The sequence below is a fragment of the Caenimonas aquaedulcis genome (assembly GCF_015831345.1).
Classification (GTDB): Bacteria; Pseudomonadota; Gammaproteobacteria; order Burkholderiales; family Burkholderiaceae_C; genus Ramlibacter; species Ramlibacter aquaedulcis.
On the sequence record NZ_JADWYS010000001.1, the window covers coordinates 4320618 to 4347516 of the forward strand.

Genomic DNA, 26899 nt, shown 5'->3' on the forward strand with positions numbered 1-26899 from the left:
CGCCAGTCCCGCGACGCCTACCAGCTCGCCCGCATCGAGTTGCGATCGAAGCGCGCGTCCGTGGTGATCGACTTCAGGTCGACGAACTCCATGTTGCTCATCGTGATCGACCGCAGCTGGTTCCACGCGGCGGGGTGCCAGCCGTCGCTGGGTTCGCCCTGCACGTAGAAATCCATGCCGTTGTCGGCTGCGTACATACCGTAGCGCTTGGCCGCGTTGGCCACGGCCTTGGCTTGCGGGTCCCAGTTGTCGGGCACCACGAAGTCCGCGCGCAGGCGCATGAGTGAGCCGAATGGAATGGCGCCGGGATTCGCGCCGCCCGCGCCGAAACGGCCGGGCCACGTGTGGGTCGTGTCGAGCGCGGCGTCCCGGAAGGTGACGCGCAGCGCATGGCGGATCTCGCCGGTGGACGCTTCGGACGCTTTTGCAAGCAACGGCGTGATCGGCAGGCCCGCCGCATCGGCGGAGCCCCAATCGTCGGGCCTCATCGCATTGGATTTCAGGTCCCAGGCGGCCGTCGACACCGCATACCAGTTGCCGCCCAGGTTGTGCGCGAAGAACGATTCCCAGAGGCGGCACGCACCCTGTTCGATGACGAGGACATGGTGGTCGCCGCAGCTGCCGGGGCCGCCGCAGTTGCCGCCTTCGGCCAGCGTCACTCCGTTGGGGAACGGGAAGCGCCGGGCACTGGCCGGGAGGGTCGTGCAGTCGCGGATGGCCGTGTAGCCGCCGCCGCTTGCAAACGCGCAATCGCTCTTCTGCGGATAGGCGGGCTCGTTCCACAACCCCGAATTGGCGAAGTCGAAGGAGACGATGGGCCAGCTGGTGGTGCGGGTGGTTCCATCCACATAGTTGATCGGCATGCCCCAGTAGTCCGTCGTGTTCGCGGGGTTGCTGCTGTTGCCCCAGTTGCCCAGGAACTGGGTGCCGGCGCCCACCAGGTTGATCCAGGTGTTGCTGCTCGGGTGGGCAGGGAAGCGGACGGGGTCGTCGATGCGTGTGTTGAAGATCGACGTCGCCGGGAACATCTCGCAATCACCGAGGACGGTCGGCACGGCGGGAGCGCCAGGGGCGGGGGCCGGTGCCCCGACCGGCGCAGGTGCCGGGACGGGCGCAGGCGCTGGGACCGGTGCGGGCGCGGGTGCCGGCACAGGTGCGGGTGCAGGCGCTGGGGTTGGCGAAGGAGCCGGTGCGGGCGCGCTTCCCGCCACGGAGAACACGAAGTCGTCCACGTACACATAACCGGCGCCGGCGTTCTTCCAGACGTAGACGACGGCGCGTGCCACGTTGGCCGGTGCCGTCACCTGGACGCGTGCCGGCGAATACGCGGTGGTGCTGGCCGATGCGGAGCCTTGCCCGATGACGTTGCCCGCCGCATCGCTGAAATTCACCCCGATGAAACCGGTCACCGAGGCGTCGCTTCCCTTGACCTTCGCCGACAGGACGTAGGTGGTTCCGGCGGCCAGGCCCGTCAGGTCGTGCCCGGCACCTCCGGCCGCGGTCCCCACGCGCAATGCGTAGCTGCCCGTGCTCGCCTGGCCCGTCACAACCGACGCGTTCCCCCAATCCGCCCAGCCTGCCATCGCGCTTTCGAAGCCGCCGTTGCTCAGCAGGTTGCCCGACACGGGTGCGGGTGCGGGAGGAACCGCAGGTGCGGGTGCCGGGGCAGGCACAGGCGCCGGCGAGGGTGCCGGTGCGGGTGAGGGCGCCGGGACGGGCGCTGGCGCCGGGACAGGTGCCGGCGCGGGCGCGGGCGCGGGTGAGGGTGCCGGTGCCGGTGCAGGCGCCGGGCTCGGCGCAGGCGCCGGTGCGGACGCGCTGGCTGCCACGGAGAACACGAAGTCGTCCACGTACACATATCCTGAGCCTGCGTTCTTCCACACGTAGACGACGGCGCTCGCTACGTTGGCCGGTGCGGTCGCCTGGACCCGTACTTGCGAATAGGTCGTGCCGCTGAACGATGTCGTTCCTTGACCGATGACCTTGCCCGCCGCGTCCAGGAAGTTCACGCCGACGAAGCCGATTTCGCCCGCGCCGCTCACTTTGACCTGTGCAGTCAGAACGTAGGTGGTTCCCGCGACCGCGGTGACCGCGTCGTGCCCCGCGCCTCCGGCCGCAGTCCCGACGCGCAATGCGTAGCTGCCCGAGGCCGACTGTCCCGTGACGACCGCTGCATTTCCCCAGTTCGCCCAGCCCGCCATGGCACTCTCGAAGCTGCCGTTGCCCAGGAGGTTGACCGGCGCCGTTGCCGAGGCAGGCGCCGGGGCTGCCGTGCCCGCGAGTGGCGCAGCCAATTGCGCAGCCGCGGCAAGCCCCACGATGGCCGCACCGCAAAGCACAGCCGTAGCCGCGTTCTTCGTTCTCTTGTTAGACATGTCGTACCGGTTTCAGGAAAGCGGCGATTGTGATGACGGTGAAGCAGCTGCGGGCGCTTTGATGCCCTTCGGCTTAACCAGCAAGGCAAGCCGTGCAATTTGTCTCCTCGTCAATGCTGAGTTCGCGCCGGGCCGTGCGCTAACTGCTGTGATGGTGTGTCAAGGGCTGGCTGGCGTTGCCGCCTTCTTCCAGGCCTGCAGCACCTGCGCCTCGCGCTCTGCGGTCAGGCCAGCCCGCGCGGCCTCCTGCCGTTCCTGCGGCAACGCATCGAACCACGCGAGCGTTGCGCGCACCGTGTCCGCCAGCGGCCGGAACGTCAACCCTGTCGTCAATGCCTTGCCGATGTCGGCACGCATCATTCCGCCAGCCTCGCCGTCGGGCGGTACCCAGGCGGGCATGTCCACCCAGGGCGAAACGCCCTGCTGCTCCAGGAAGTCCGCAGGCACCCAGGTGAGGCTGGCGTTCGCATCCACCGTGGCGCGGATCGTATCCAGCACCTGTCCGAATGTCGTCGGCTCACCCGGCCCCGTCGCATTGAACACGCCGGTGGCGCGCTGCTCCGCCAGCCGGATGGTCCACTCGCCGAGGTCGCGTGCGTCGATGAATTGCACCGGATCATCCGGTGACCCGGGCGCCAGCACTTCGCCGCCGCGGCGCAAGCGTAGAGGCCAGTAGGTGAATCGATCGGTCTGGTCGCCCGGCCCGACGATCAGGCCGGGGCGCACGATCGCACTGGCCGAGGGGAAGACCTTGCGGACCTCGTCCTCCGACACCACCTTCAACGGCCCGTACAGCTGGAAGCCCGATGCGCGAAGGGTCTCCATCGACTCGGCATACGGGTCGGTCCCTTCGTAGCGATGCACAACGCTGCTTTCGTCGACCGGCCCGCGCAGGTCGGCGTACACCGAGATGGTGGAAATGAAGATGTAGCGGTCGACGCTGCCCGCCAGCTGCTGCGACGAGTTGCGCGCCCAGGCCGGCAGCGTCGTGGGGTTGTCGATGCACACGTCCCAGGTGCGCCCCTGCAATGCGCGCAGGTCACCGGCCGCGCGGTCACCGTGAAGTTGCTCGACGTCGGCGGCAATGTCGGGCGGCAGTTGCGTGCGCCCGCGGTTGAACAACGTGACGGTATGGCCGCGCTCGAGCGCGTAGCGGACCTGGTGCGGCCCGCAAAGGCCGGTGCCGCCGAGGATGAGAAGGCGTTGGGGGGAGGGGGCTTGTGCGGATGGCATGGGTGCAGCTTATCCGGGTGTGGGCCACGAAGTGAAGCCGGGAAACGCGGTAGATCGAGCGTGCTCGATTTCGGGGCGAGGTCTGCTTTGGGTTGGGAGCAGCCATCCGGATTACTTGGCTCGCGAGTGACTGCTTTGCAGCGATTGCTGTCGATCGGCCATGGCGTGGCTACCGTCTGCTTCTCGACCAGAAGCTGTCTTCGGCGAGCGACGTGTCTGTCCGTCGAATGGTTTCGCTCGCGCCACGAGGCCGAGGTTTGCTCAGTGCGTCGCTGTGCCAGCGGTGAGGCCCAACGGCAGGGCGCGTAGACCTCGATTTCGACGCGTCGGTTGCCGACGGGCAGCACGGCAGAGGTCGGTACGCACCGGACGATGTCGGGGGTTCTCCATTTATATCGGAGGTTTAGGACGAGCTCTGCCAGGGCACCGATGCAATCACTTATTCTCGGGTGTCGGGCGCGCGTCCAGCTCGTCGTAACCCGTCAAATCAGTGCCATCACCAACGTTCGAGGGAGTTCCATGAAATACGACCAAGCTCGCGCCCTACAGCTCCTCCGGGAAGGCAGTGGCAATCCTGCCGCCACCTTCCGCGACTCGCAGGAAGATGCGATTCGTCACCTGGTCACGGGCGCGGCGGGGCGCCTACTCGTCATTCAGAAGACGGGCTGGGGCAAGAGCTTCGTTTACTTCATCGCGGCAAAACTGATTCGTGAACAGGGAGGGGGGCCAACCCTCCTGGTATCGCCCCTGCTCGCGCTGATGCGGGACCAGGAGATGGCGGCCGAGCGCATGAAGGTGACCGCCAGGACGGTCAACTCGACCAATCGGATGGATTGGGCCGAGATCGCCGAACAGATCGAGGAAGGGAAGATCGACGTCCTCATGTTCCACCCGAAGCAGCTGGCGAGCGCCGAGTTCCAGGCCAGCCTGTTGGCGAGGATTCCCAACGTGTCGATGCTCGTCGTCGACGAGGCCCACTGCATTTCGGACTGGGGGCATGACTTCGTGCCCGAGTACAAGCTTGTCACGCGGCTCATTTCAACGTTGCCTTCCAACTTGCCGGTGCTTGCGACCACGGCCACGGCAAACGAACGTGTGTCGAACGATCTCGAGCGGATACTTGGTCCGGACCTGCTAGTGAAACGCGGATCGCTGAATCGCCCGTCAATCACACTGCAGACGGTCACGTTTACAAGCGACGCAGAGAGGCTCGCCTGGCTCGCACAAACCGTCCATTTTCTGCCCGGCAGCGGCATCATCTATGCCCTAACGAAGGCTCACGTGCAGTACATCGTCAGTTGGCTCACGCACTGCGGCCTTTCGGTCAAGGGTTACACAAGTGACTCAGAGGATCGTGCTGTTCTCGAGCAGGAGCTTAAGGAGAACAAGGTCAAGGCGCTTGTCGCGACCTCGGCGCTTGGCATGGGCTATGACAAGCCTGACCTAACTTTCGTTATCAACTACCAGCCGCCGTCCTCTGTCGTCCACTATTACCAGCAAGTGGGTCGCGCCGGGCGTGCGATCGACGATGCTCGCGGAATCGTACTGGCGGTCAAGAACCAGCTGGACATCAACACCTACTTCATCGATAGCGCGTTTCCAAGGCCGGATGAGGTGACCGCGGTCATGGAGGCGCTCGATACGGCTGGGGACAATGGCCTTTCGGTGCCGGCTCTTCAGGAGGTCATCAACTTGAGCAAAGGACGAATCGACAAAACGCTGACCGCCCTTTCCGTCGAGAGCCCCGCGCCGATCGTGAAAGAAGGCTCAAGCTGGAAGGTCACAGGTAGCAAGTTGGCGGGTAGCTTTTGGGAGACGGCCGAAAGGGTGACCGACCTGCGGCGGGCCGAGCATGCTCAGATGAAGGCGTACATGGCCCTCACCGAAGGCCACATGAAGTTCTTGGTCGCGGCTCTCGATGGTGACCCGACGTCCATTGAGGCGCCGCGCAGTCCGCCGTTGCCCGCCGCGGTCGACCCGGCGTTCGTTGCGGAGGCGGATCGGTACATGAAGGACACCAGCTTGCCGATCAAGGCGCGCAAGAAGTGGCCAGACGGAGGATTGGACGGATACGGGCTGCGGGGAAATATCGCTGAGAAGCTGCGTGCGGGAGAAGGCTTTGCGCTCTCGATGTACGGTACGGCGGGGTGGGGCGACATCGTCCGTGATGCTCGCTACGTACACGGGCACTTCGGCGACGACCTCGTTAAGGCCTGCGCCGGGCTGGTGCGCCGGTCTGCTTTTAAACCAGCTCCAGAATGGGTCACCTGCATCCCGTCACTCAAAAATCCGAATCTCGTGCCAGGCTTTGCGAAGCGGCTTGCCGCTGAGCTTGACCTTCCGTTCCACGCGGCGCTGAAGAAGGTGAAGCACACCTCAGCTCAGAAGTCCATGCACAATAGCTCTCAACAGGCGAGGAACCTGGATCAGTCGCTTGAATTCAGCGACTTTGACGGCAAGGTCGGTCCGGTGTTGTTGGTCGACGATATCGTGAACTCGGGCTGGACGTTCACGATTGGCGCTTGGCTGCTGCGCTCTAACGGTTGCGGCGAAGTGTGGCCCCTCGCGCTTGCCAAAACTGGGAATGAAGAATGAGTCTGCAGATCTCCGAAAACTGCCAAGCGATCCTGCTCTTGACGGCGCCCTTGATGGTCGACAAGGTTGGCGCCCGTGCAGAACTGCTGAAGCAAAGTGAGTACAGCGACCTCACAAGGTTCCTCGTGCAAGAGGGCTTTCAGCCGTCCGACCTTCTCCGCCCACAGTCTCCTGCGCTGCGCCAAGCCGAGAACCTGTTCGGGCTAGGACGGCTGACCCGCTTGGTGGGCAGAGGATTTCAGCTTGCCCAGGCGCTTGATTACTGGAGTGCGCGTTCCATCTGGGTAGTTAGTCGCGCCGATGCCCGGTATCCCAAGCGGGTCAAGTCACGCCTTAAGCACGAAGCGCCGCCCGTCATGTACGGTTGTGGCGATTTGGATCTTGTCGACAACGGCGGCTTGGCTGTCGTAGGTTCCCGTGACGCGGACGACGAGATGCTGAGCTATGCCCAGCGCGCCGGAGAGAGGGCGGCAAGTGCTGGCAGAGGCTTGATCTCCGGAGGCGCTAAGGGTGTCGACAGTGCTGCGATGGATGGGGCTGAGGCTCTTGGCGGCATAGTCTGCAACGTCATGGCAGAAGGACTTGCGCAGGCGGCAATCAGTCGGCGATTCAGAGACGGCCTTCAAGAGAGGCGCACATTGCTGATCTCGCCCTACGACCCAAGCGCTGGCTTCAACGTCGGGCACGCCATCGCGCGCAATAAGTTCATCTTCGCGTTGGCTGACGTCGGCTTGGTCGTGAATTCAGACTTGGAGCGTGGTGGGACGTGGGCAGGCGCGATAGAGCAGCTTCGCAAGCTTCACTTCGTTCCGCTCTACATCCGATCGAGTGGCAAGCGTTCAGCGGGCCTAGACGCTTTGCTCCGAGAGGGAGCCTTGCCCTGGCCAGAGCCAAAGGATGGGGAAGCGCTAGAAGCTTTGTTTGCGGATCGATCAAACGATAGCCAGGCGGCCGCTGCTGCGGCTTACCAGGGACTTCTTGACTTCAAGATTGCTGCTGGTGCGCTGAGCGGGGGTTCGGATGCAGTTCCAGATGCAGTGCGCCAGGTGTCGATGCTTGAAGAGCCGGCTAGCGACCCAGAGGCCCTCGAAGAAGGTAAGTCAGATTCGTCGACTGCAACCGCAAAGTCGACACTCCTTGAGGCTCCTTCGAATTCGCCAGTTGACTTGAAGGAGGAGATGTTCGCGACCTTTGAACGATTAATTCGGCAGTTACTTCACTCACCCAAGAAGGCCGCTCAGATCGCCGACGAGTTGGATCTGAATCAGATGCAGACGCGGAACTGGCTGGACCGGCTGGTTGCCAAAGGTGTAATCGAAAAGAAGAAGAGCGACGCGACCTATCGTCTTGTCGTTTGAGGTCCCTCTGACGAGCGAGCCTCGCTGAGGCCGCACCCAAGTCCGAAATGCGATCCTCGGGGGCAGTCCGCCAAATCGACAGCCCTTTCGTCAGGGCGTGCCATAGCCTTGCTGTCGCCTGGTCTTTGCAATAAAGCGAGACGCGCGCTGAGCCAGTCGTTCGGTGCCTGCGCGAAGCAGGTACGAATGTCGACAGACTCTGTCAAGCGTAGTACTTGAAATTGTGCTTCCAACTGGTTGGGGGAAGCCCAGGATTTGCAAGAATAATTTCGCCAACTCGGTCGGAATATTTGATGGTGATAGGCCGGCCTTCACCAAGCTGGCAAGAGTTGTAGTTCAGCTTGGTCAATCCCAGGATGTCTTTGGCTACCTGAACGATGTCACCTTCTCCAAATTGGATGGTGATTGAGAGCGGGACGGGAATCTCGAAGCCGTCGTAGCTCGCGATGCGAGCTTTGAAGCCATTGGTGTACAGAAGGCCGTGGCGGTTTGTCCGCTGCCAGAAGACGCCACGTTGGACGGGATACTGGCCTCGTTTTCCGACGTCTGGATGGTCGTCATAGCGGTACAGGCGCTGACCGCCGCGGTCTTGGCGAACACGAATCGAGATTAGTTTCACGTCCTCTGGAACCGCCTTCAAAAATCCCTTGTATTCCTCCAGACTCACACCTGAGTGTGTATGCAGAAAAATCTCCTTTAGTGGTCGACCGTCTTGTTCCTGGTAGGTTTTGATGGTGCCTCGCAGCAGCGCCTCAGCTTTTTCTGGTGGAAGGTGATATTCGCCTGTTTTGGCTGAGTACCAAGCACCAAATTCACCGACGAAAACAACGCCGTCGCCGCTGTCCAAGAACATCTGTGCTGCGCAGCATGCCGTACGCTTATTTTCGGCGAGTTTGTAGGCCAGGCCAACGTAGCAGACGCCTTCTCGAGCCCAGGGCGTTTTCCATGGCTTCGCGCCGCACTTGTAGTAGATGGCTGTGCCGAAATTCCATAGCCGGTCGGACAGCGGGTTTTCGCCTTTTTCGCCGAGACGTACCTTCGGCGTGATGTGGAGCGTTGACTCCTTGATGATTTGCACTGGCAGGTCGAGTCCCATCAATCGGCCCTTGAGTTGCCGGCGGAAGTCCGGCGAGTAGCTACGAGATTCCTCGAATGTCTCCAAGGTCTCGCGAACAGCGGTCACTGCCTCGTCCTCAAAGTCGTCAAACATTCCCTGCTGGCCGGTTTCTCGGTCAACGATTGCCTGCTCCAAGAAAGAACGCTCGTCGCGGCTTCGTCCAGCATCGCTACGCTTGCTCAGAGGAATGATTGAGTTCGGACGGCAGTTCTCAAAGACTTCGTCGGGGACAACGCAGATGGCCAGAGCGGGGCGTGAATCTAGCTTTCCGAGCTTTTCCACCTGCTCCATATACAGGCCAGTGACCGCGAATGCGCGGTCGTGTTTATCGGCTTTACGTGACGCATCCGAGAGCTTCTCTGCGTCAATGGCATAGCTGCGAACCGGTGATGGCCATTTGGCACCGAAGGCCACATCAAAGCCTGGAAACGGTGGCCACGCCCGATGTCTGGCAGGGTCGATGCAGGAGGCTGGCGCATTCAGCGCGGCGCACCAACTCTTCCAGGCCTCTATGCCGCTAGCAGTGCCGAGAACAATGTTGTCCGGGAGCTGCTGCCTTGCCTCTGCAGGTCCAAAGAGGGCTAGTCCGTCATGCGGGTCTTCAGCGGTTTGGCCATGGCCAAATTCAAGAAGTGGCTCGCCCAGAAAATGAAATGTGTTGCTCATCGAGCTTCTCCAACCTGGGGCATGCCATCACTCTCGTCGGATCCGTCTTCTTCATCTTCGCGAGTCCTGTTTTCGGCGAGCTCTTCGCTCATATCGACCATTCCTGCGAGGGCATGCACGTCGAGTCCGACTGGGCACATCCATTTGAGCGGGTCAGTACTCATCGTTACGGCTCGGCGTCCTTCGCCATATCGAATGAGACCAGGTTCTGCTTCCAATGCTTGAACTACTCCAAGTAATCGCGGGAGCCAGTCTTTGTTCCACCAATTCTTCGTCACAACCTTGCGACGTCGTCCCAGCTCTTTAAGCTCATAGACCTTGCCATTGAGGTCCGTCGGGCGGACATAGACGTTGACGACAACGTTCCAACTCCCATCAACGTCTCGTTGTGGCTGGAACTTAGGAGATAGTTGGTAGAGGAATGGCGATGCCCTTTCACCCCAGCCTTTGGTCCGTTTGCCGGTGAGGCTGACGCGGGTGTCTCGCCCGTCAACGTGTCGGATACGCTGCGTCCATGCGCCATCTTCGCGCTCCGGAAAATAATAGATTCTTCTGTCTGGACACCAAGCCAGCCCCTTTTGCGCACAAACGACGGTAAGGCTCCGGCGAACTAATTCCTTCGCGACATCCTCTGTCTTCTTGCCATCGCGCTCTGGGTTGTCGGCCCACAGAAATTCAGGGGTGCGTATTGCCTTGACGGAAGGAATGGCGTTCGCCGGAGGCGGGGTGAAGGCGACCAACCGGTAGGCATTCAACTCCACAAACGCCCAGCTCGTTCTCAGTTCATCGAGCTTTGCCGTGGATAGCGCTGAGTGGAGGTCGTAGACCAACATCGTCTCAGGCAATCCCAGCGCAAAGATGTTTGCGAAAACAGGCTCTTCCTTCGCGATGGTGACCCGCGTAGGCATGTAGTCGTTCAGCGCTATAGCTTTGCCCTGGTCGAGCATGATGTCTGGCTGAATTCCGAGACCTGCCAACCTGGCCACGATTTGCTCAAGACCTGTGCTCCAGGAATGTGAGAAGTCTGCCGGGGTGGAAGGGCGTAATCGAGAGGGCAACTTTGACGGCTCAATCTCGGATGCTTTGCAGAGAAGCACCAGTGCTCCTTTCCCCGCCGCCAAAGCGCACCGCTCGAGCAGCAATTCATCGGCCATGCTGGATTGCGACAAGACGGGGACGTATTGTGTGGCCCTTAGGTCAATGAGCTTCCGAACGCTCTCGTCTTGGTTTTCACCTGCAAAAGGCGCGGTGCCTCGGCACCAGACTCGGAAACCCGCGAGCGTGAGTCTGCGCGAAAGCCAAGTTGCGAGCGCATGGTCGGAGTCGACATGGTCAATAACCAGGGTATCTCGGCTCTCAGAAAGCGATTCACCACCTGCTTGCGGAAAAAACGGAGGCGTGAAGATGCTGGGATGCTGCGCCACGAGATGGCGCTGAGGTCCGACCAGTAGCACCCTTAATCTTTCCAAGTCGAAGAGGTCTAGCGTCCAACCGAACTCACTTCGGACGAGTTCATGAGCGCCGTCCTTTTCCGCAGCGTTCAATGCTTCTGTGCATACGAAAACGAACAAATCTGGGTTGTGAGCCTGTTCGCAGACCCGAGCGCAATCGCTTTTGAGCTTGGTCTTCCAGTCGCCCCGAACTGTGTACGCAAAGACGATTTTTCGCCCGTTCGAATCGGATCGAATGATTGCGTCACGCCCGCCGTCACCGGTTCCCCCCAATGGGTCTATCCCGGGATAGTCGGTACCTGCAAGGAGACCTGAACAGAGCCGTTCGAAGTCGCGGTAGCTTGAGACACGCTCTAAGCAATAGGTGATACGGTCAGCGGACATATGCGAAGCATACGATGCAGTTGTAGCATGTGTCCTGCTGGCTGGGCCGACCACGGCCTCTGCGCTTACTTTTTCTGCGGGGTTTGAAGGTTCATGCCGGGTCACATTGCGCATTTGGCGAGCGTCCGCTTTGAGGCGCACTGCCGCCGCTGAGCCATCTTCATCGAGCGCCGGCAACCAGTCTGCAGCGGACATTCAGTCTTCGGAGCCTCAAACAACGTCAACTTCTGCTTCCGGCCAGGAGCGGACGTCGAACCTTGTCGGCATCGACTGCCCGCACGCCCCTGCCGTTCCCCCGATTACTCGTCCGGCCACCCCTGCAAAGCCGCGGCCAAACCGACCTCTTCCCGCGCCTTGAGACGCGCACGCACGAGCACCGCCGCAGCCTCGCGCTCGGCAGGCAGGCGCCCGGCTTCGCCCATCAGCCGGATCTGGTCGGCGATCACCTGTTCGGCGTCGGCGGAGCTCGAAAGCGCGATGGCGGCCCGCGGTAGCAGGCTCTGCTTCCCGGCCAGGGACTCACCGGCCGCGCGGGCCAGCGGCTCCCAGAATTCGACCGTGAGCTGGTAAGCCACGGGCCCCAGGCGCGTGGACTCCGCCATCATGGCCGGCAATGCTGCGGCCATCGTCCCGGGAAACTGTCCTGCCGCGGCCGCGACCAGGAGTCGGCGGGCGCGCGCCTCGTCGGCCTCGCCCGCCAACCCCCTCAACAAGGCCATGCGTTCGCCCTGGGAAGGCGCGGACCTGAACGCTTCGAACAGCTGCGAGAAGGCCGCATCATCCAGCGTGCTCGCGCAGCCCACCAGCACGGCGATGCGGATGGACGGCGCCACCTGCGTTGCATCATTGGCCCTTGCCGCAGCGCATCGTGAGCGTACGCCTGCGAGCGCGGCCGGGTCTTCGAGCACGGCAAGCCGCTTCACCACATTCGCCCGCAACAGCGCAGCGGCAGCACTTTCGCCGGCGCGGGGTGCCCATCCCAGCCTCGTGAGCTCCGGGCCCAGGAAGCGCCGCTCGGCTGCTTTCATCGCGGGCTCGGCCTGCGTGCCGCGGAGGGCGACCGCCATCCACTCCCATTGCGCGACGGCAACGGTGAACAGCGTATCGCGGCCCTCCGCCTGCGAGCGCTTCACTGCCCGCAACAGGCCGAAATGCTCGCGCAAGGGCCGGGTGCCGCCCTGCACCGCGGCGAAGCTGTCGGCGAGGATGGCGAGCTGGTCCACCGGGGCAAGGGAGGGGTACGCCTCCAGCAGCCGATGCGCAAGGGGTGCATCGGGGAACACACGGTAGTAACCGGCACCGCCCGCGTTCACGACGACCGGGCGCTCGTCGCAACCAGGCCAGGTCATGGTGTGTTCCGGTCCTTCCATCAGGACCGGCTGGACCCTGTCGCCATGCGCGACGACGACAGGCACCGGCCAGGGCTCGTCGGTGAGTCCGTCGACCAGCGCGAAGCGCTTGCGGGTGAGGTGCACGCGCGTGGAGCCCGCTTCGCAGACCTGGCTGACGCCGATCGCCGGATAGCCCCTGCGCTCCGTCCAGAATTGCGCGACCCGCGCGACCGGCTTGCCCGATGCGAGCGCGAGGTGGTGCCACAAGTCTCCGGCGGTGGCGGGCTTGAACGCGCGGTCCTTCATGTAGGAAGCAAGCCCGCGCCTGAAGGGCTCCTCGCCGATCCACTGCTCCAGCATGCCAACGACCGCGGCGCCCTTGTCATAGGTGATGCCGTCGAACAGGTCGGCGACGCGATCTTCCATGACCAGCGCTCCGCGGATTGGCCGTGTCGCGGCGGTCGCGTCGCTGGCGAGCGTCGGCTCCAGGGCGATGCGGCGGCGCAGGGGTGTGCCCCACTCGGGATGGAAGTGATCCAGCGCCTTCGACTGGATCCATTCCGCGAAGGCCTCGTTCAGCCAGATGTCGTCCCACGACGCGGGCGAGACCAGGTTGCCGAACCATTGGTGCGCGATCTCGTGCGCCATGAACAGGTAGTTGAGGTAGCGCCGTTCGGCCGTGTCGCGGGCCGGGGCCAGGAGGAGCAGATTTTCGATGTAGCTGATGAGTCCCCAATCTTCCATGCCGCCGAACCGCACGCCAGGCACCGCCAACTGGTCGAGTTTGGGCAACGGATAGGGCTGGCCAAAGTAGTTGCTGTAGTAGGGCAACAGCTGCCGGGTCGCCTCCATCGCAAAGCGGCCCTCCTGCGCGCGCCCGCGAGCCGCGACGATCCTCAGCCGGATGCCATCGACTTCGTCTTCAATCCAATCGAGAGGCCCCACGGCCACGGCGAGGAGGTAGCTCACCATCGGCGGCGTGGGGTGCGAAGCTATGCCGCACCATCGGGCCCTCGGCCCGTTGCGCGGTGCGTGGCGTGTTCGAGAAGACTTCCTGGCCGGGTGGCGCCAGCACGTCCAGCTGAAAGACCTGCCGGAACAGCGGCGCGTCGAAGGTGGGCAGAAGGCGCCTGGCGTGCACGGCCTCCAGTTGCGTGGCCAGCATGCGTTCGGTGTTTTCTCCGCTGCGGTAAGTCACGGCGAAGAGGCCCTCGCCCGTCGAGTTCACCTTGCCGGTGTAACGCATGTGGAGCGTGTGTTCGCCTGGCTGGATCTGTTTCCCGTCGACGGGGCGCAGCGCCCAGCTCTCGCGAACGCTTGAAGTTCCGGCAACGCGAAGCTCGCGCGCCGTGGCGCGGCGATCTTTCAGCACTGCGGCCCCCTGCAACTGCAGCTCTCGCGCATTCAGCACGATCGCGTCGACCGGCTCGCGCACACGAATGTGAATCGTGGCTTCGCCTGCGAACGTCGGCATTGCCGGATCCAGCGTGAGCGTCAGTTGCGTGCGCGATGGCACGACCGACTTCGGCAAGGACGCTGGGGTGTCGTCGAAGACAAAGCGTGGCTGCGCGGTTGCGTGGCCGCACGCGAGCACGCACGACAGGAAGAGGCCCCATCCAGCTGTTGAAATTATTTTCTGCACGGAGCCCTTTGAAGTAGGTCCGATAGTGACCACACCCGGCAGGTTGCGCAAGTGCAATCGAGTCGACGGCTGTTGCAGCCCTTCATAATCAAAGCCTGACCTCCGCCTGTTGAGATGCCCACCTTTCCTCATGGATAAATTCTTGCTGCAACAGCAGGTGCTGAATCGACTCGCCGAAGACCTGCTGCAAGCCGAACAGTCAGTGCGCGCGGCCCATGAAACGGCGACCCACGAAGAAAACATCGCCGAAAACAAATACGACACATTGGGACTCGAAGCCGCATACCTCGCCACCGGGCAAGTTCGGCGCGCCGAAGCCATCCGCCAGGCGCTGGCTACTTGGCGACAATTCCGCCCGCATCCCTACGACGCCAGAAAAGGCATTCAGCTCGGCGCGCTGGTCTGCCTGGTCGACTCCGACGATAAGCAGCAGTACCTCTTTCTCGGCCCGGAGGGGGGCAGCATGAAGTTGGTCAGCGGCACCCAGCTCGTTCAGGTCATCAGCAGCGAAGCCCCTTTGGGCAGGGCCATGCTGGGCAAATGCGAGGGTGATGAGGTGTCGATACAGATTGCCCTCATCCGGCAGCAGTTTGAGGTGCTGCGGGTTCATTGAGCCGTGAACGCTCCTGTGGCTGCTTTCGGCCAGAAGCAGACGTCGAGATCCCCGCCCATCCACCATCCTCTGCTACCCTGCGCCCATGCGACAGTACCAAGCCCGCATCGCCGTCGACACCCGCGGCCGCGGCCTGCTCGAGATCACCGGCCAGGTGGCGGACGTGGTTCAGGGCAGTGGCATCCGGCAGGGCCTGCTGACGCTCTTCGTGCAGCACACCTCCGCGAGCCTGCTCATCCAGGAGAACGCGGACCCCGATGTGCAGGCCGATCTCGAGCGTTTCTTCGCGCGCCTCGTGCCCGACGGCGACGCGCTCTTCCGGCACCGCAGCGAAGGCCCCGACGACATGCCGGCGCACGTGCGCGCGGCGCTGACGGCGACGCAGCTCTCGATCCCGGTGGACGCGGGCCGGCTCCTGCTCGGCACCTGGCAGGGCATCTACCTGTGGGAGCACCGCACGCGCGGGCATCGGCGCGACATCGTCCTGCATCTCGTTGGAGAGTAGCCTCGAGTGCGTCCCTGTCCGCCGCGCGCAGCGTTACACACCCACTGAGTGCGTGCGAGAGAAGTTGATCGCCTCACCCCACCTGCCGATCGTCCACATAGCACCAGCGCCAGTCCTCCCCCGGCTCCGCCGACTGGATGACCGCATGCCCCGTCGCATGGAAGTGCCGCGTCGCGTGCTTGTTCTTCGACGCGTCGCAGCAGCCCACGTGGCCGCAGTGCAGGCAGGTGCGCAGGTGCACCCAGTCATCGCCCATCGCGAGGCATTCGCGGCAACCGCGGTCCGCCGGCGCCTGCGGGTGATCGGGCACATGGCTGCAAGGCCGGATGCTCATTTCGTGTTCTCCTTGGCGACTTCAAGAAACCGGTGCAGCGCCGCGACCACGGCGGCGCCTTCGCCGATCGCCGCGCCGACGCGTTTGGTCGAGCCCGCGCGCACATCGCCCACCGCGAACACGCCCGGCAGGCTCGACTCGAGCTCGCCTCGGCCCGGCCCGCCGGTGACCACGAAGCCGGCCCGGTCGAGCGCGACGCCGCAATCAGCGAGGAAGGCCGTCTCCGGCGACGCGCCGATGAAGAGGAACAGGTTGCGCACGTTGCGCCTCGTCGCGGCGCCGGTGTCGCGGTCGCGCCATTCGACGCTGGCGAGGTGCCCGGCGGCATCGCCTTCGAGCTGCGACAGTTCCTGCCACGGCAGGACGGTGATGTTGTCCGCCGCCTCGATGCGGTCGATCAGGTAGCGCGACATCGTGGCCGCCAGCCCCGCGCCGCGCACGAGCACGGTGACGCGGGCCGCGTGCGCCGCGAGGAAAACGGCCGCCTGCCCGGCGGAGTTGCCGCCGCCCACGAGCACCACTTCCTCGCCGCGGCACAGGCGGGCCTCGATCGGCGAGGCCCAATACCAGACGCCCCGGCCCTCGAAGGCCGGCAGGTTGCGCGCGTCGGGGCGGTTGTAGCGCGCGCCGCTCGCAACCACCACGGCACGCGCACGCAGGCGACGTCCGTCCGTCAGGCGCAGCGCGGGCGGTGCGTCCGGCAGGCATTCGAGCGCCGTCACCTGCGCGGGCACCAGCACGCGCGCGCCGAACTTCTGCGCCTGCACGTAAGCGCGGCCGGCCAGCGCCTGGCCCGAGATGCCGGTCGGGAAGCCCAGGTAGTTCTCGATGCGCGCGCTGGCGCCGGCCTGGCCGCCGTAGGCGCGGCAGTCGAGCGCCACGACCGCGAGCCCTTCGCTCGCGGCATACACCGCGGTGGCCAGGCCGGCGGGGCCGGCGCCGACGATGGCGACGTCGTAGAGCTCGTGGTGCTCGTCCGGGTTGAGCAGGCCGAGGCATTGGGCCAGCTGGCCTTCATCGGGGTCCACCAGGATGCTGCCGTTGGGGCAGACCACCAGCACTTCGTGCGGGCGGTTCGCGTACTGCGTGGCGAGGGAGCAGGCGCTCGCGTCGTCATGCGGGCCGACCACGTGATAGGGGTGGCCGATGCGCCGCAGGAAGTTCTCCAGCCGCACCAGGTGGGGCGATTGCGCGTCGCCGATCAGCACGGCGCCCGCGACGCCCCGCTCGATCAGCCCCACGCGGCGCAGGATGAGCGCGCGCGTGATGCGTTCGCCCAGCTCGGCCTCCGCCGTGATCAGCGCGCGCAGCTGCGCGGGCGGCAGCAGGAGAGCCTCGACGGGCTCTTCGGCCACGCCGTCCACCAGCGCCGGCGCGCCGGAGAGCTGGCCCACTTCGGCGAGGAACGCGCCGGCGCCTTCGCGGATGATGGGCACCACGTGCCCCAGGCCGTCGCGCTGGCTGATAGTGACCAGGCCGCTCAGCAGGATGAACATTCCGGGCCCCGGTTCGCCGGCGCGAAAGAGGTACTCGCCGGTGGCGAAGCTGCGCGGCGTGCCGAAGCGCGCCGCGCGCGCGAGGTCGGATTCGCCCAGCACGGGGAACATCTGTTCGCGGCGTCCGGAAAACAGGTCGGGTTCGGTATTGGCCATGTACCGAGCCTGCGGGGTTTCCCCGCGCGCGTCAACCCGCATCGCCAAGTGTGGACCGCGCCTTCCGCAGCTCGACGGTCAGCCCGGCGACAATCCCTTCCCATGAAATCCCGTTCGCCTGCCGGCGGCCTCGTTTACTCCACGGACGCGGGCCGGATGTGCCCCGCGTGCCGGCGCCCTGTCGCGCTGTGCGCCTGCGCGAAGTCGAAGCCGCTCCCCGCCGGCGACGGCATCGTCCGCGTGTCGCGGGAGGCCAAGGGCCGGGGCGGCAAGACGGTCACGGTGGTGCGCGGGCTGCCGATGGACGCCGCGCAACTCGACGGCGCCGCCAAGGCGCTCAAGGCGGCCTGCGGCTCCGGCGGCACCGTGAAGGACGGCGCGGTGGAAGTGCAGGGCGACCACTGCGACAAGATCGTCGCGCTGCTCACGGCGCAGGGGCACCGGGTCAAGCGCGCCGGCGGTTGAGCTGCGCGGGGCTATGCTCGTGCGCATGCAGCGTCCCTTGCTCTACACCTACCGGCGATGCCCTTACGCGATGCGCGCGCGGATGGCGCTGCTGCAGGCGGGGATCGATTTCGACCGGCATGAGGTTTCCCTGCGGGACAAGCCGGCCGGCATGCTGCGCCTGTCCCCGAAGGGCACCGTGCCGGTGATGCTGTTGCCCGGCGGGCAGGTGATCGACGAGAGCCTGGACATCATGCGCTGGGCCTTCGAAGGCCGGGACGCCGAGGGTTGGTGGGCGCGCGCGCAGGGCGCCGCCTGCCGGGCGCTCGTCGCGATCAACGACGGTCCCTTCAAGCAGCTGCTGGACCGCTACAAGTATCCGCAGCGCCACCCCTCCGCACAGGGGCCGTCCGCCGCCCGCGATGAAGCGGTGGCGTGCCTGCTGCGTCCGCTCGAAAGCGCGCTCGCCGGCAAGGCGTATCTGGGCGGCGACGTGCCCTGCGCGGCCGACCTGGCGATCTTCCCCTTCGTGCGCCAGTTCCGCGCGGTGGACGATGCGTGGTTCGATGCGCAGGATCTCCGCGCGACGCAGCAGTGGCTGCAGCAGTGGCTGCAGAGCGCGCTGTTCGGGCGCTGCATGGAAAAGCCCGCGCGCTGAGCCCGCGCACCGCGCGCGCTCAGCGCCCGTCGGGCACGTACATGTAGCCCGCGTTGCGGACGGTGCGGATGTAGCGCGGCTCCGCGCCCGATTCCGGCTCGATCTTGCGGCGCAGCCGGCCGATGCGGATGTCCACCGAGCGGTCGAAGGGCTCCCACTCGCGGTTGCGCGTGTTCATCAGCAGCTGGTCGCGCGAGAGCACGCGGTTCGGGTTGGCGATGAAGACGCGCAGCAGGTCGAATTCCATCGCGGTGAGCGTCACTTCCGTGCCGTCGGACGCGTAGAGGCGACGGCCTTCCTTGTCGAGCGTGCACTGGCCGACCTGCGAGCGCTGCGATGCCGGCGCTTCCGGCGCTTCGGGCGCGGCTTCGCCGGCGGCGGCTTCGGGGCGGCCCTGCAGGCGCCGCAGCACGCTGCGCACGCGGGCGAGCAGCTCGCGCGGATCGAACGGCTTGGCGACGTAGTCGTCCGCGCCGACTTCCAGGCCCACGACGCGGTCGACGATGTCGCCCGAGGCGGTGACCATGATGATGCCGACGTCGTAGCGCTCCCGCATGTAGCGCGCAAGGGCGATGCCGTCCTCGCCGGGCAGGCGCACGTCGAGCAGCACGAGGTCCGGCAGGTCCGCTTCCACGCTGGCCCGCAGCTGCGTCCCGTCGGCGGCCAGCGCGACGTCGAAGCCGTGCGAGGACAGGTACTCGTGCAGCATGTCCCGCACCGAAGGGTCGTCGTCCACCACCAGAATGCGGGTCCCTTGCGTCATGGGCGGATTCTAGCTGCGCACCCTGTTTTTCCGCGCGCCGGTTACGCGCGGGAAACATGCGCGGCGCCGCGCCGACAAAGCGGCAACACGCCGCTGCGAAACGGATGCATGCGCGATACCCGCGCGCCAGACACTGCGGGCTTCCGGGGATGCCTCCCCACCCTTCAGGAGTCTTTCGTATGTCCACGCCACAGCCTTCCATCCCGCACACCGACCGCTACGCCCGCGTGATCGACATCTCCCGCCGCGCGCGCTGGGAGATCGAGCGCGACGTGATCCGCGGCCGCGGCTTCGACGCGTCGCGCCCCTTCCTGCCCGACGGCCTGTCGCTCGCGCGCGAACTCGAATTCCTCACCCCGGCCGACCGGCGCCTCTTCAGCCAGGTGCAGGGCCGCACCTATGTGAACCTCTTCGGGCTGGTGGAGCGCTTCATCAGTGCCAAGTTGCTCCAACTCGGTGCAAGCCACGCGCTCGGCGACCAGGTCGCGCTCGAAGCCCTCGTCGGCATGACGGACGAGGAGCTCAAGCACCAGGCGCTGTTCCGCCGGCTCGACGAGATGCTGGCGGCCACGATGCCGCCCGGCTACGCCCTGGTGCCCGATGCCGATGCCGTCGCGTCCGTCGTGCTCGGCAAGAGCACCTGGGCCGTGCTCGCGCTCACGCTGGACATCGAGCTCTTCACGCAGGCGCATTACCGCGCCAGCATCGAACAGCGGCACGACCTGTGCCCCTTGTGGAAGGACGTGTTCCTCTTCCACTGGCGCGAGGAAGCGCAGCACGCGGTGCTCGACGAGCTCGAGCTGCTGCGCGAGGACGCGCGCCTCGCCGCGGCCGAGCGGTCCGCCGCGCTGGAAGACCTCATCGCGCTGGTCGGCGCGCTCGACGGCATCCTGCAGGCGCAGGCCGACGCCGATGCGCGCTACTTCCTGCGCCACGCGGCCACGCGCTTCGCACCCGGCGACCTCGCCCGTGTCGCGCCGCAGATGCTCAAGGCCTACCGCTGGCAGTACATCGTGAGCGGGGTGATGGAGCCGCGCTTCCAGCGCGTGCTCTTCGCGCTGCTCGACGACGCGCAAGGCGCACGTCTGCATGCGGCGCTCGCCCCTTTCATGTCCTGCGTGCCGGCCGCCCCCGAGATGGCGCTGCCGCTCGCCGCCTGAGGAGAACCATCATGGCAATGATCCTGATCGCCCTGCTGCAACGCTGGCGTGCCGCCCGCGAACGCGAGATGGAGCGGCGCGAGTGGCGCCTGCTCGACGACCGCACCCTGCGCGACCTGGGCCTCTCGCGCGGCGAGCTCGATTCCTGGGCCGCCGAGGAGAGGGGGCTCGCGCCCGTCACGCGGCGCCGCGTTCGCGCGGGTGCGCTGGCGCCGTGCGCCCCGGCAGGAGTTCGTGCAGGAGCGCACTGAGCTCGCGCGCGTGGAGCGGCTTGCGCAGCAGGTGCTGCACGCCGGCGGCGCGCAGGTCCTCCGGCGCGATCGCATTCGCGTTGCCGGTGACCAGCACCACGGGCAGGCCCGGCCGCAGCAGGCGCGCATGGCCCGCGAGCTGCAGGCCCGTCATGCCCGGCATCGTGAGGTCGGTGAGCAGCAGCCGCGGCTCGAACGCCGGGTCCTGCAGCAGCCGCAGCGCGTCGTCCGGGTGCGGCATCAGCGTCACGTGCAGGCCCCACGCGCTCAGCTGTTCGTGCAGGTAGCTGCCCACGCCGGCGTCGTCCTCCACGAGCAGCACCTGCTCGCCGGCGAACCCGGCTTCGGGCTCGGGCCGCGCCGGCGCCTCGCCGCTCGCTGCCGCCTGCGGGCGCGCCGGGGGCAGCAGCACGCTGAAGGCGGAGCCTTCGCCCGGCCGGCTGTCCACCACCAGGTGGCCGCCGTGGTCGTGCACGATGCCGTGGACCATGGCGAGTCCCATGCCGGTGCCTTGGCCCGGCGGCTTGGTGGAAAAGAAGGGATCGAAGATGCGGTCCATCAGCTCGGGCGCGATGCCGTGCCCGCTGTCCGAGACCTTGAGCTCCACCCAGTCGCCCTCGACGGCGCCGCGGCATGAAGCGCAGGTGAGTTGCCCGGACGCGCGGCGCCCGAGGCGCACCGCGATGCGGCCGCGCCCGTTCATCGCATCGCGCGCGTTGATGCACAGGTTGAAGAGGATCTGTTCCAGCTGCACCGGGTCGGCGACGACCCAGGTCTCCGCGCCTTCGTCGTCCGCATCGAGCCACTGGGCGTCGAGCGCGATGGAGCTCGGCAGCGTGCTGCGCAGCAGGCGCAGCGTCTGGCGGGCGAGGGGCGTGAGCGCGAGCGGGCGCGGGTCGCCGCGCTGGCGGCGCGCGAAGGCGAGCATCTGCGAGATGAGCTCCTGCGCGCGCTGGGCCGCGAGGTGCGCCTGGCCCAGCTGGCGCGCGATCACGGCGTCCTGCACGCGCTCGGCGCGCTCCTGCGCGAGGACGACGTAGCCGATCACGCTGGTGAGGATGTTGTTGAAGTCGTGCGCGATGCCGCCGGTGAGCTGGCCGATGGCTTCCATCTTCTGCGCCTGGCGCAGCTGCGCCTCCAGCGCGCTGCGCTCGGCCTCCGCGGCGCGGCGCGCGCCGATGTCGCGCAGGTGCCCGACGAAGATGTGGCCCTCGGGCACGGCCGCGACGCTGATCGCGAGTTCCACCGGGAATTCGCTGCCGTCGGCGCGCAGCGCGGTGGTCTCCACCAGGCGCCCGATCATCGGTCCCCGGCCGGTGGTCTGGAAATGGGCGAGCCCGCGTTCGTGCGCGGACCGGTGCCGCTCCGGCAGGATGAGGGTGGAGAGCTTGCCGCCGAGCACCTCGTCGCGCCGGTAGCCGAAGACGCGCTCGGCCGACGCGTTGAACTCCACGATGCGGCCCTCCTGGTCCATCGCGACCACCGCGTCGAACGACGCTTCCACCGTCGCGCGCAGGCGCGCTTCGCTGCGCTGCAGTTCGCGTTCGCGCCGGCGCCTGTCGCTGATGTCGCGCACGACCGTGAGCACCTGCGGCCGTTCGCCGCGGCGCACCGGCAGGAAGCAGAACTCCGCCTCGAAGCTGCTGCCGTCGCGGCGCGTGGACAGGCCTTCGTTGTAGACGGCCTCGCCGGCCAGCGCGCGCTGCAGGCCGTCCAGGCGCTGGCGCGCGACGTCGTCGGCCACCGGGCCGCCGGGCGCATACGCGAAGCCCACCGCCTGGTCGCGCGGCGACTGGTAGATCGCGAGGCCCGCCGGGTTGACGTCGACGATGCGCAGGTCGTGGTCCCACAGGAACATGCCGTCGGAGGCGGCTTCGAAGATGACGCGGTACTGCTCCTCGCGGCGCTGCAGTTCCTCGAGCGCTTCCTTGTGCTCCGTGATGTCGCGGGCGAAGGCGAGCAGCACCTTGCGTCCGCCGATCTCCGCGGGCTTGAGGTGCACCTCGTCCCAGCGCAGGCCGCCGTCCCTGTTGCGCCGGCGCCATTCGAAGCGCGGGCAGCGGCCCTCGCGCGCGAGCTCGACGTAGCGGCGCGCCTGCGCGCGTCCGTTGGCCGCCGTGCCGTCGCCGAGGTCGTCCGCGGTGAGCCCGCGCATCTCGTCGGCCGTGTAGCCGGTGGACTCGCAGGCCTTGCGATTGACCTCCAGCACCGCGCCGGAATCCCAGTCCAGCACCATGATCGCGTTTTCCGATGCATCGAATACGGCGCGGTAGCTCGCGCGGTCGAAGGGAAGGCCCTCGGGGGGCAGGGGAGTCGCCATCCGCGCAGTCTATTGCGGCGCGCGCGCCGCGCAAGGGGAAACGGGCCGCGATTACACGCCGATTACACGAAGGCGACACGCCGCGCCCGCGCCGACAAGGCCGCGATACCGCCGCGCGGGATGCTTCATGTTTTGGAGACCCGCCGTGACATTGCACGCCTTGCGCCCACCGTCGCCCGCCCCCCGCATCGTCGCGCTGCACTGCAGCGCCGGCGGACCGGCGCAGTGGGATGCCTATCGCACCCTCGGCGATCCGGCGGCGTGCTGGGCGACGCCGGCGCTGCAAGGCTATGACGCGGGCGCGACATGGCGTACCGGCACGCCGGCCACCCTGCGCGGCGAAGCGGAGCGCGTCGGCGCGCTGCTCGCGGGCACGGGCGGCCAGGTGGACCTGGTCGGGCATTCGTACGGCGGCGCCGTCGCCTTGCATGTCGCAATGGCCTGGCCGGCGCGCGTTCGCTCCGTCACGGTGTACGAGCCTGTCCTCTTCCACCTCCTGCAGCGGGACCCGTACAGCCGCGGCCTCGCGGCCGAGGTGAAGGCCGTCGCGGACGACATCGCGCAGGAGTTGCGCGCGCACGCGAGCGAGCGTGCCGGCGAGCGCTTCGTCGACTACTGGTCCGGCCGCGGAACGTGGGCGAGGTTGGGCGAGGGCCAGCGCGCCGCGATCGCGCGGCGCATGCCCAAGGTCAGCGCGGAGTTCGGCGCGCTGTTCGCCGCGACCTCTCACTACCGGGAGCTCGACATCCCGGGCCTCACGGTACGGCTCGTGACGGGGACGGCCTCGCCCGCCCCGGTGCGCCGCGTCATGGAGCTTCTGCACTATCTCCTGCCGCGGGCCACGCTGCGGGAAGTCCCCGGCGCGGGGCACATGGCGCCCGTGCAGAATCCGAAACTGCTCGCGCCGCTGCTGTTGCCGGCGCACAGGCCGGCGGCCGAATGGCCCGCCGCAGGACCGCAAAAATGATCGAAGCAAGCAACCTCGCCCGCGTGCGCGAATACCTGCGCGCCATCGAAAATGCCGCCGCGGGCGATGCGCTCGCGGCGTTCTATACGCCGGACGCGACCCAGCTGGAATTGCCGAACCGGCTCAATCCGCAGGGCGGCACCAGCGACTTGCCGACGCTGTTGCGGCGCGCCGCCCGCGTGCCCGACCTGCTGAAGTGGCAAAGGTACGAGCTGGTCTCGGAAATGGCGCAGGGCGCGCGGGTGGTGATCGAGGCCGTCTGGACGGCCGAACTGGCCGTGGCGTTCGGCGCGGTCCCGGCCGGATCCACCATGAAAGCGCACTTCGCGATGTTCTTCGAAATGCAGGACGGGCGCATCCGGCGCCAGCGCAATTACGATTGCTTCGAGCCCTGGTGAGCCGCGCGTCACCTGAAATCCCATCCTCTCCGTCCGAAAGGTTTCCCATGTCACGTCATCCCGTCCTCGCGTCCGCCATCGCCGCGCTCGCCATGTTCGTCTGCTGCGCCTGCGCGCCGGCTGCCGCGCAGGCGCAAGCCACGCCGCAGGAAACGCAATGCGTGCGGCTGATGGACGGCACGACCGCTTGCCCCTCGGCGCAGAGCAAGTGCGTGAAGGACCGGTATGGCGACTGGTTCTGCTCGGCGCGCGGCGGCGACGCCCGGCTGGACCGCTACGGCGAGCCGGTGTGCGGCGCCGGTGCGTGCGTGGTCGATATCCATGGGGAAGTGCAATGCTCCACGGAGAGCCACGGCACGGCCGCCATCGACATCACTTCCCGGGCTGTCTGCACCGCGGGCTGCGCGCGCGCGACGGCGGGGCAATGCAGGAAGCTCGTGCGCTAGCGGCCCGGTCCCTGCATCTCCCGCCACTCACCGCTCCACGGCCCCCAGGTCTGGCGCCGCTCCGTGGATGCCGCGTGCCGCAGCGGCGCCCGACGGCAGGAGCTGCCAGTCGACCTTCACTGCCGCCGCGGCTGCCGGCGGGGCCTGGGCGGAGTCGATCGCCCCAGAAGCCGGTGCCGGCGTGAAAGTCGCGAGCTCGATGGGCAGCGGCCCGCCGGAGATCACCTGTTCCACACCCGTCACAGGGGCCGCGAGCGGGTGGTACTGGTCGTTGAGTTTCCAGCCGGGGCTGATCCAGTTGCGCCCGAGGGCGATGGTGCCGCCGGTCTGGTAGCCCGCGCCGACTTCCTGCCCGCCGCGCAGGCCGGCCTCCAGCGGATGGTCCCGGAACACGATCACGTTGTTCCACACCTGGGCCCGCTCCTCGGTCGTCGAGAGCTGGAACACATAGGGATAGCGGGTGCCGGCGATGACCACGGTGTTGTGGAAGAAAAAGAGCGTGCCTTTGCGGAAGATGCCCTCGCCCCACGAGGCGCCGGGCGGCGCCCCGGCGTGATCGCCGCCGTAGTGGATCGCGATGCCCGCCTCGCCGTTCTGCGCGATCTGGTTGCCGTACACCCAGGTCTGCCGGTAGGCCGGGTTGGCGAGCGCGGTGCGCGGAAAGTCCTCGGCTTCCACCAGGTCGAGCGAGCGCGCGCCCTCCTCGATGCGGTTGTAGCGGATCACCGCGTTCACGGAGCGGTCCTTCAGCGCCGAGCCCAGCGCACCCGGGCGCAGCGGCCCGTACCGGTTGAACTCGTAGGTGACGTCCACCGACTGGACGTAGCTGTTGTGCTCGTGGTCGTCGCCTGCCACGCCGTTGCCGTGGAGGTGGTTGTACGCGATCACGATGTCCCGCGTCACCGAGAACTGGCTCGCGTCGCCCTCGTCGATCGCGTCGTCGGTGGATTTGGTGAAGATGCCGTTCGTGCAGTCGCTGATCTCGTTGTCGAGGAGGGCGATGTGGTGGCCGCGCTCGACCCACACGCACGCGCCGAAGGACTCGTAGTGGCGCAGCACGCCATGCGTGTCGGTGAACGTGTTTTGCGGTGTGGCGCCGCGAATGGCGAGTCCGTCGACCTGGATGTATTCCGGGAACCAGCGCCAGTCGTCCGGGCCCGAAGGCTTGATCACCACCACGGAGCGTGTCTGGTGCAGCAGGCCCAGGCCGGCATCGTCGTTGCTGTAGGCAAGCTGCGCCCGGCTCTTTGCGCCGTTGCCGTCGACGACGGGGCGCTCGCCACCGGGACCGCGCACGCCGCACACGCGGATCGGCTGCGCGGCCGTGCCCTTCTGGGAGATCATGAACTTGCCGGCATAGGGCTGCGTCCGCCAGAAGATGCGCACGGTGTCGCCGGCCTTGAGCTTCTCCCAGGGCACCTGGTCGATGGCGGCGAGTTGCCCGGGCGCGGGTCCCACCTGGTAGTCGGCGCCGTTGCCGGGCAGGCAAGGCGCCACGGCCAGCGGGGCGGGTGTGGGGGCAGGCGAGGGTGCGGGTGCGGGCGACGGGGCAGGCGAAGGAGCAGGCGCGGGGGCGGGTGCCGGGCCCGGCGTCGGGCCGGCAGCCGGCCCCGAACCTCCGCCGCAAGCCGCGAGCGATGCGGCCATCGCCAGGCAGCCGAGGACGTGCAAGCGGGAAGGGCTGGGCATCGGCATCAAACGGCGACCGCCTGCCTGCTGCCCTCGATCATCGTCTGCGAGAGGATCGCGTAGGCCGCGGCCCACGCCTGGGACACCTCGGGCGTGAATGCGTCGCCCAGGCCGCGTTCCAGCGTCCAGAGCAGTGCGCTGCCCACGGTGGCGTAGTGCTCGTCGCGCACGCCGTAGCCGGCGTGGCGCGCGCCCATGTCGCGCAGCACGGGCACCACGCGCGGCAGGTCGCGCAGGCTCGCGACGGCGCTGCCGATCATCGCCATCAGCATCTGGCCCTGCACCGCCATGTCCTTGCGAAAGAGGGCGCGCAACGAAGGATCGAGCTCGAAGAGCCGGGCGTAGAAGAGCGCGGCGGCGTCGCCGGCGATCGGCTTCACCTGGGCGAAGGTTTTTTGCACGAGTTCGATCTGCTGCGGTGTCATGGGGAGCTCCTGGGGTTGGAAAGAGCTCCGCAGTCTGCGCGGCGCATGTAACCCGCGCATGTGAAGGCGCGCGGGATTGTTGCCCGTTTGTAGCCTCTGGGCTGCGCGGCTGCGACACACGC

General features: G+C 66.7%; 23 protein-coding genes. 11 read left to right on the plus strand and 12 right to left on the minus strand.

Going from position 1 to position 26899, the window contains the following annotated elements:
- Positions 1-17: 17 nt before the first annotated feature.
- Positions 18-2375 (minus strand): carbohydrate binding domain-containing protein, encoded by a 2358-nt coding sequence (locus I5803_RS20930; protein ID WP_196988240.1) that lies wholly within the window; start codon positions 2373-2375, stop codon positions 18-20.
- 159 nt (positions 2376-2534) lie between these two features.
- Complete coding sequence (locus tag I5803_RS20935) at positions 2535-3608, minus strand: Rossmann-fold NAD(P)-binding domain-containing protein (protein WP_196988241.1); 1074 nt, start codon at positions 3606-3608, stop codon at positions 2535-2537.
- A 519-nt stretch (positions 3609-4127) separates the two neighbouring features.
- Between I5803_RS20935 and I5803_RS20940 the strand changes: the two genes are divergently transcribed.
- Both I5803_RS20940 and I5803_RS20945 read left to right on the plus strand, forming a co-directional pair.
- Positions 4128-6203, plus strand: a complete 2076-nt coding sequence (locus I5803_RS20940; protein WP_196988242.1) for a DEAD/DEAH box helicase — start codon at positions 4128-4130, stop codon at positions 6201-6203.
- Positions 6200-7561: a DNA-processing protein DprA gene (locus I5803_RS20945; RefSeq protein WP_196988243.1), complete on the plus strand. Its 1362-nt coding sequence runs from the start codon at positions 6200-6202 to the stop codon at positions 7559-7561. The genes I5803_RS20940 and I5803_RS20945 overlap by 4 nt, the downstream gene beginning before the upstream one ends.
- A 202-nt stretch (positions 7562-7763) precedes the next feature.
- On the opposite strand, the gene I5803_RS20950 is transcribed toward I5803_RS20945, so the two are convergent.
- The 4 genes from I5803_RS20950 to I5803_RS20965 form a co-directional block, all read right to left on the minus strand.
- Positions 7764-9344 (minus strand): argonaute/piwi family protein, encoded by a 1581-nt coding sequence (locus tag I5803_RS20950; RefSeq protein WP_196988244.1) that lies wholly within the window; start codon positions 9342-9344, stop codon positions 7764-7766.
- A complete protein-coding gene (locus I5803_RS20955) occupies positions 9341-11374 on the minus strand; it encodes a PDDEXK family nuclease (protein WP_196988245.1) in 2034 nt (677 codons plus the stop codon). The genes I5803_RS20950 and I5803_RS20955 overlap by 4 nt, the downstream gene beginning before the upstream one ends.
- Before the next feature lie 104 nt (positions 11375-11478).
- Entirely contained in the window at positions 11479-13479 is a 2001-nt protein-coding gene (locus tag I5803_RS20960) for a M1 family metallopeptidase (RefSeq protein WP_196988246.1), read from the minus strand.
- A complete protein-coding gene (locus I5803_RS20965; RefSeq protein WP_196988247.1) occupies positions 13433-14203 on the minus strand; it encodes a gluzincin family metallopeptidase in 771 nt (256 codons plus the stop codon). The genes I5803_RS20960 and I5803_RS20965 overlap by 47 nt, the downstream gene beginning before the upstream one ends.
- 79 nt (positions 14204-14282) lie before the next feature.
- Between I5803_RS20965 and I5803_RS20970 the strand changes: the two genes are divergently transcribed.
- On the plus strand, positions 14283-14765 hold the full coding sequence (locus I5803_RS20970; protein ID WP_196988248.1) for a GreA/GreB family elongation factor: 483 nt from the start codon (positions 14283-14285) through the stop codon (positions 14763-14765).
- 85 nt (positions 14766-14850) lie between these two features.
- Positions 14851-15270, plus strand: a complete 420-nt coding sequence (locus I5803_RS20975) for a secondary thiamine-phosphate synthase enzyme YjbQ (protein WP_196988249.1) — start codon at positions 14851-14853, stop codon at positions 15268-15270.
- Between the two features lie 73 nt (positions 15271-15343).
- Here the strand turns inward: I5803_RS20975 and I5803_RS20980 are convergent, their stop codons facing one another.
- Positions 15344-15604 (minus strand): UBP-type zinc finger domain-containing protein, encoded by a 261-nt coding sequence (locus I5803_RS20980; protein WP_196988250.1) that lies wholly within the window; start codon positions 15602-15604, stop codon positions 15344-15346.
- Positions 15601-17256, minus strand: coding sequence for an FAD-dependent oxidoreductase (locus I5803_RS20985; protein WP_196988251.1), 1656 nt, complete (start codon positions 17254-17256; stop codon positions 15601-15603). The genes I5803_RS20980 and I5803_RS20985 overlap by 4 nt, the downstream gene beginning before the upstream one ends.
- 102 nt (positions 17257-17358) lie before the next feature.
- Here I5803_RS20985 and I5803_RS20990 point away from each other — a divergent pair, with 102 nt between their 5' ends.
- Together I5803_RS20990 and I5803_RS20995 are read left to right on the plus strand one after the other, a co-directional pair.
- Positions 17359-17721, plus strand: coding sequence for a translation initiation factor Sui1 (locus I5803_RS20990; RefSeq protein WP_196988252.1), 363 nt, complete (start codon positions 17359-17361; stop codon positions 17719-17721).
- A 25-nt stretch (positions 17722-17746) separates the two neighbouring features.
- The gene (locus I5803_RS20995; RefSeq protein WP_231402489.1) at positions 17747-18358 is read left to right on the plus strand and encodes a glutathione S-transferase N-terminal domain-containing protein; all 612 of its coding nucleotides are present in this window, start codon (positions 17747-17749) and stop codon (positions 18356-18358) included.
- 19 nt (positions 18359-18377) lie between these two features.
- Here the strand turns inward: I5803_RS20995 and I5803_RS21000 are convergent, their stop codons facing one another.
- Entirely contained in the window at positions 18378-19121 is a 744-nt protein-coding gene (locus I5803_RS21000) for a response regulator (protein ID WP_196988254.1), read from the minus strand.
- A gap of 179 nt (positions 19122-19300) precedes the next feature.
- Between I5803_RS21000 and I5803_RS21005 the strand changes: the two genes are divergently transcribed.
- Both I5803_RS21005 and I5803_RS21010 read left to right on the plus strand, forming a co-directional pair.
- On the plus strand, positions 19301-20281 hold the full coding sequence (locus tag I5803_RS21005) for a hypothetical protein (protein ID WP_196988255.1): 981 nt from the start codon (positions 19301-19303) through the stop codon (positions 20279-20281).
- 11 nt (positions 20282-20292) lie between these two features.
- Positions 20293-20532, plus strand: a complete 240-nt coding sequence (locus I5803_RS21010; protein WP_196988256.1) for a YjiS-like domain-containing protein — start codon at positions 20293-20295, stop codon at positions 20530-20532.
- Here I5803_RS21010 and I5803_RS21015 read toward each other — a convergent pair.
- Positions 20459-22852: a PAS domain-containing hybrid sensor histidine kinase/response regulator gene (locus tag I5803_RS21015; protein WP_196988257.1), complete on the minus strand. Its 2394-nt coding sequence runs from the start codon at positions 22850-22852 to the stop codon at positions 20459-20461. The two genes, I5803_RS21010 and I5803_RS21015, sit on opposite strands and share 74 nt — an antisense overlap.
- Positions 22853-22997: 145 nt before the next feature.
- Between I5803_RS21015 and I5803_RS21020 the strand changes: the two genes are divergently transcribed.
- From I5803_RS21020 to I5803_RS21030, 3 genes are read left to right on the plus strand one after another with little or no spacing between them, the layout of a single operon-like run.
- Positions 22998-23819 carry an alpha/beta fold hydrolase gene (locus I5803_RS21020; RefSeq protein WP_196988258.1) on the plus strand — a complete coding sequence of 274 codons (822 nt, stop codon included), beginning with the start codon at positions 22998-23000 and terminating at the stop codon, positions 23817-23819.
- Entirely contained in the window at positions 23816-24217 is a 402-nt protein-coding gene (locus I5803_RS21025; RefSeq protein ID WP_196988259.1) for a nuclear transport factor 2 family protein, read from the plus strand. Before I5803_RS21020 ends, I5803_RS21025 begins: the two co-directional genes overlap by 4 nt.
- 47 nt (positions 24218-24264) lie before the next feature.
- Positions 24265-24663, plus strand: coding sequence for a hypothetical protein (locus tag I5803_RS21030; protein ID WP_196988260.1), 399 nt, complete (start codon positions 24265-24267; stop codon positions 24661-24663).
- Positions 24664-24690: 27 nt separating this feature from the next.
- On the opposite strand, the gene I5803_RS21035 is transcribed toward I5803_RS21030, so the two are convergent.
- Together I5803_RS21035 and I5803_RS21040 are read right to left on the minus strand one after the other, a co-directional pair.
- Positions 24691-26358 (minus strand): right-handed parallel beta-helix repeat-containing protein, encoded by a 1668-nt coding sequence (locus I5803_RS21035; protein ID WP_196988261.1) that lies wholly within the window; start codon positions 26356-26358, stop codon positions 24691-24693.
- Positions 26358-26777, minus strand: a complete 420-nt coding sequence (locus I5803_RS21040; RefSeq protein WP_196988262.1) for a globin family protein — start codon at positions 26775-26777, stop codon at positions 26358-26360. Before I5803_RS21040 ends, I5803_RS21035 begins: the two co-directional genes overlap by 1 nt.
- Positions 26778-26899: the final 122 nt, after the last annotated feature.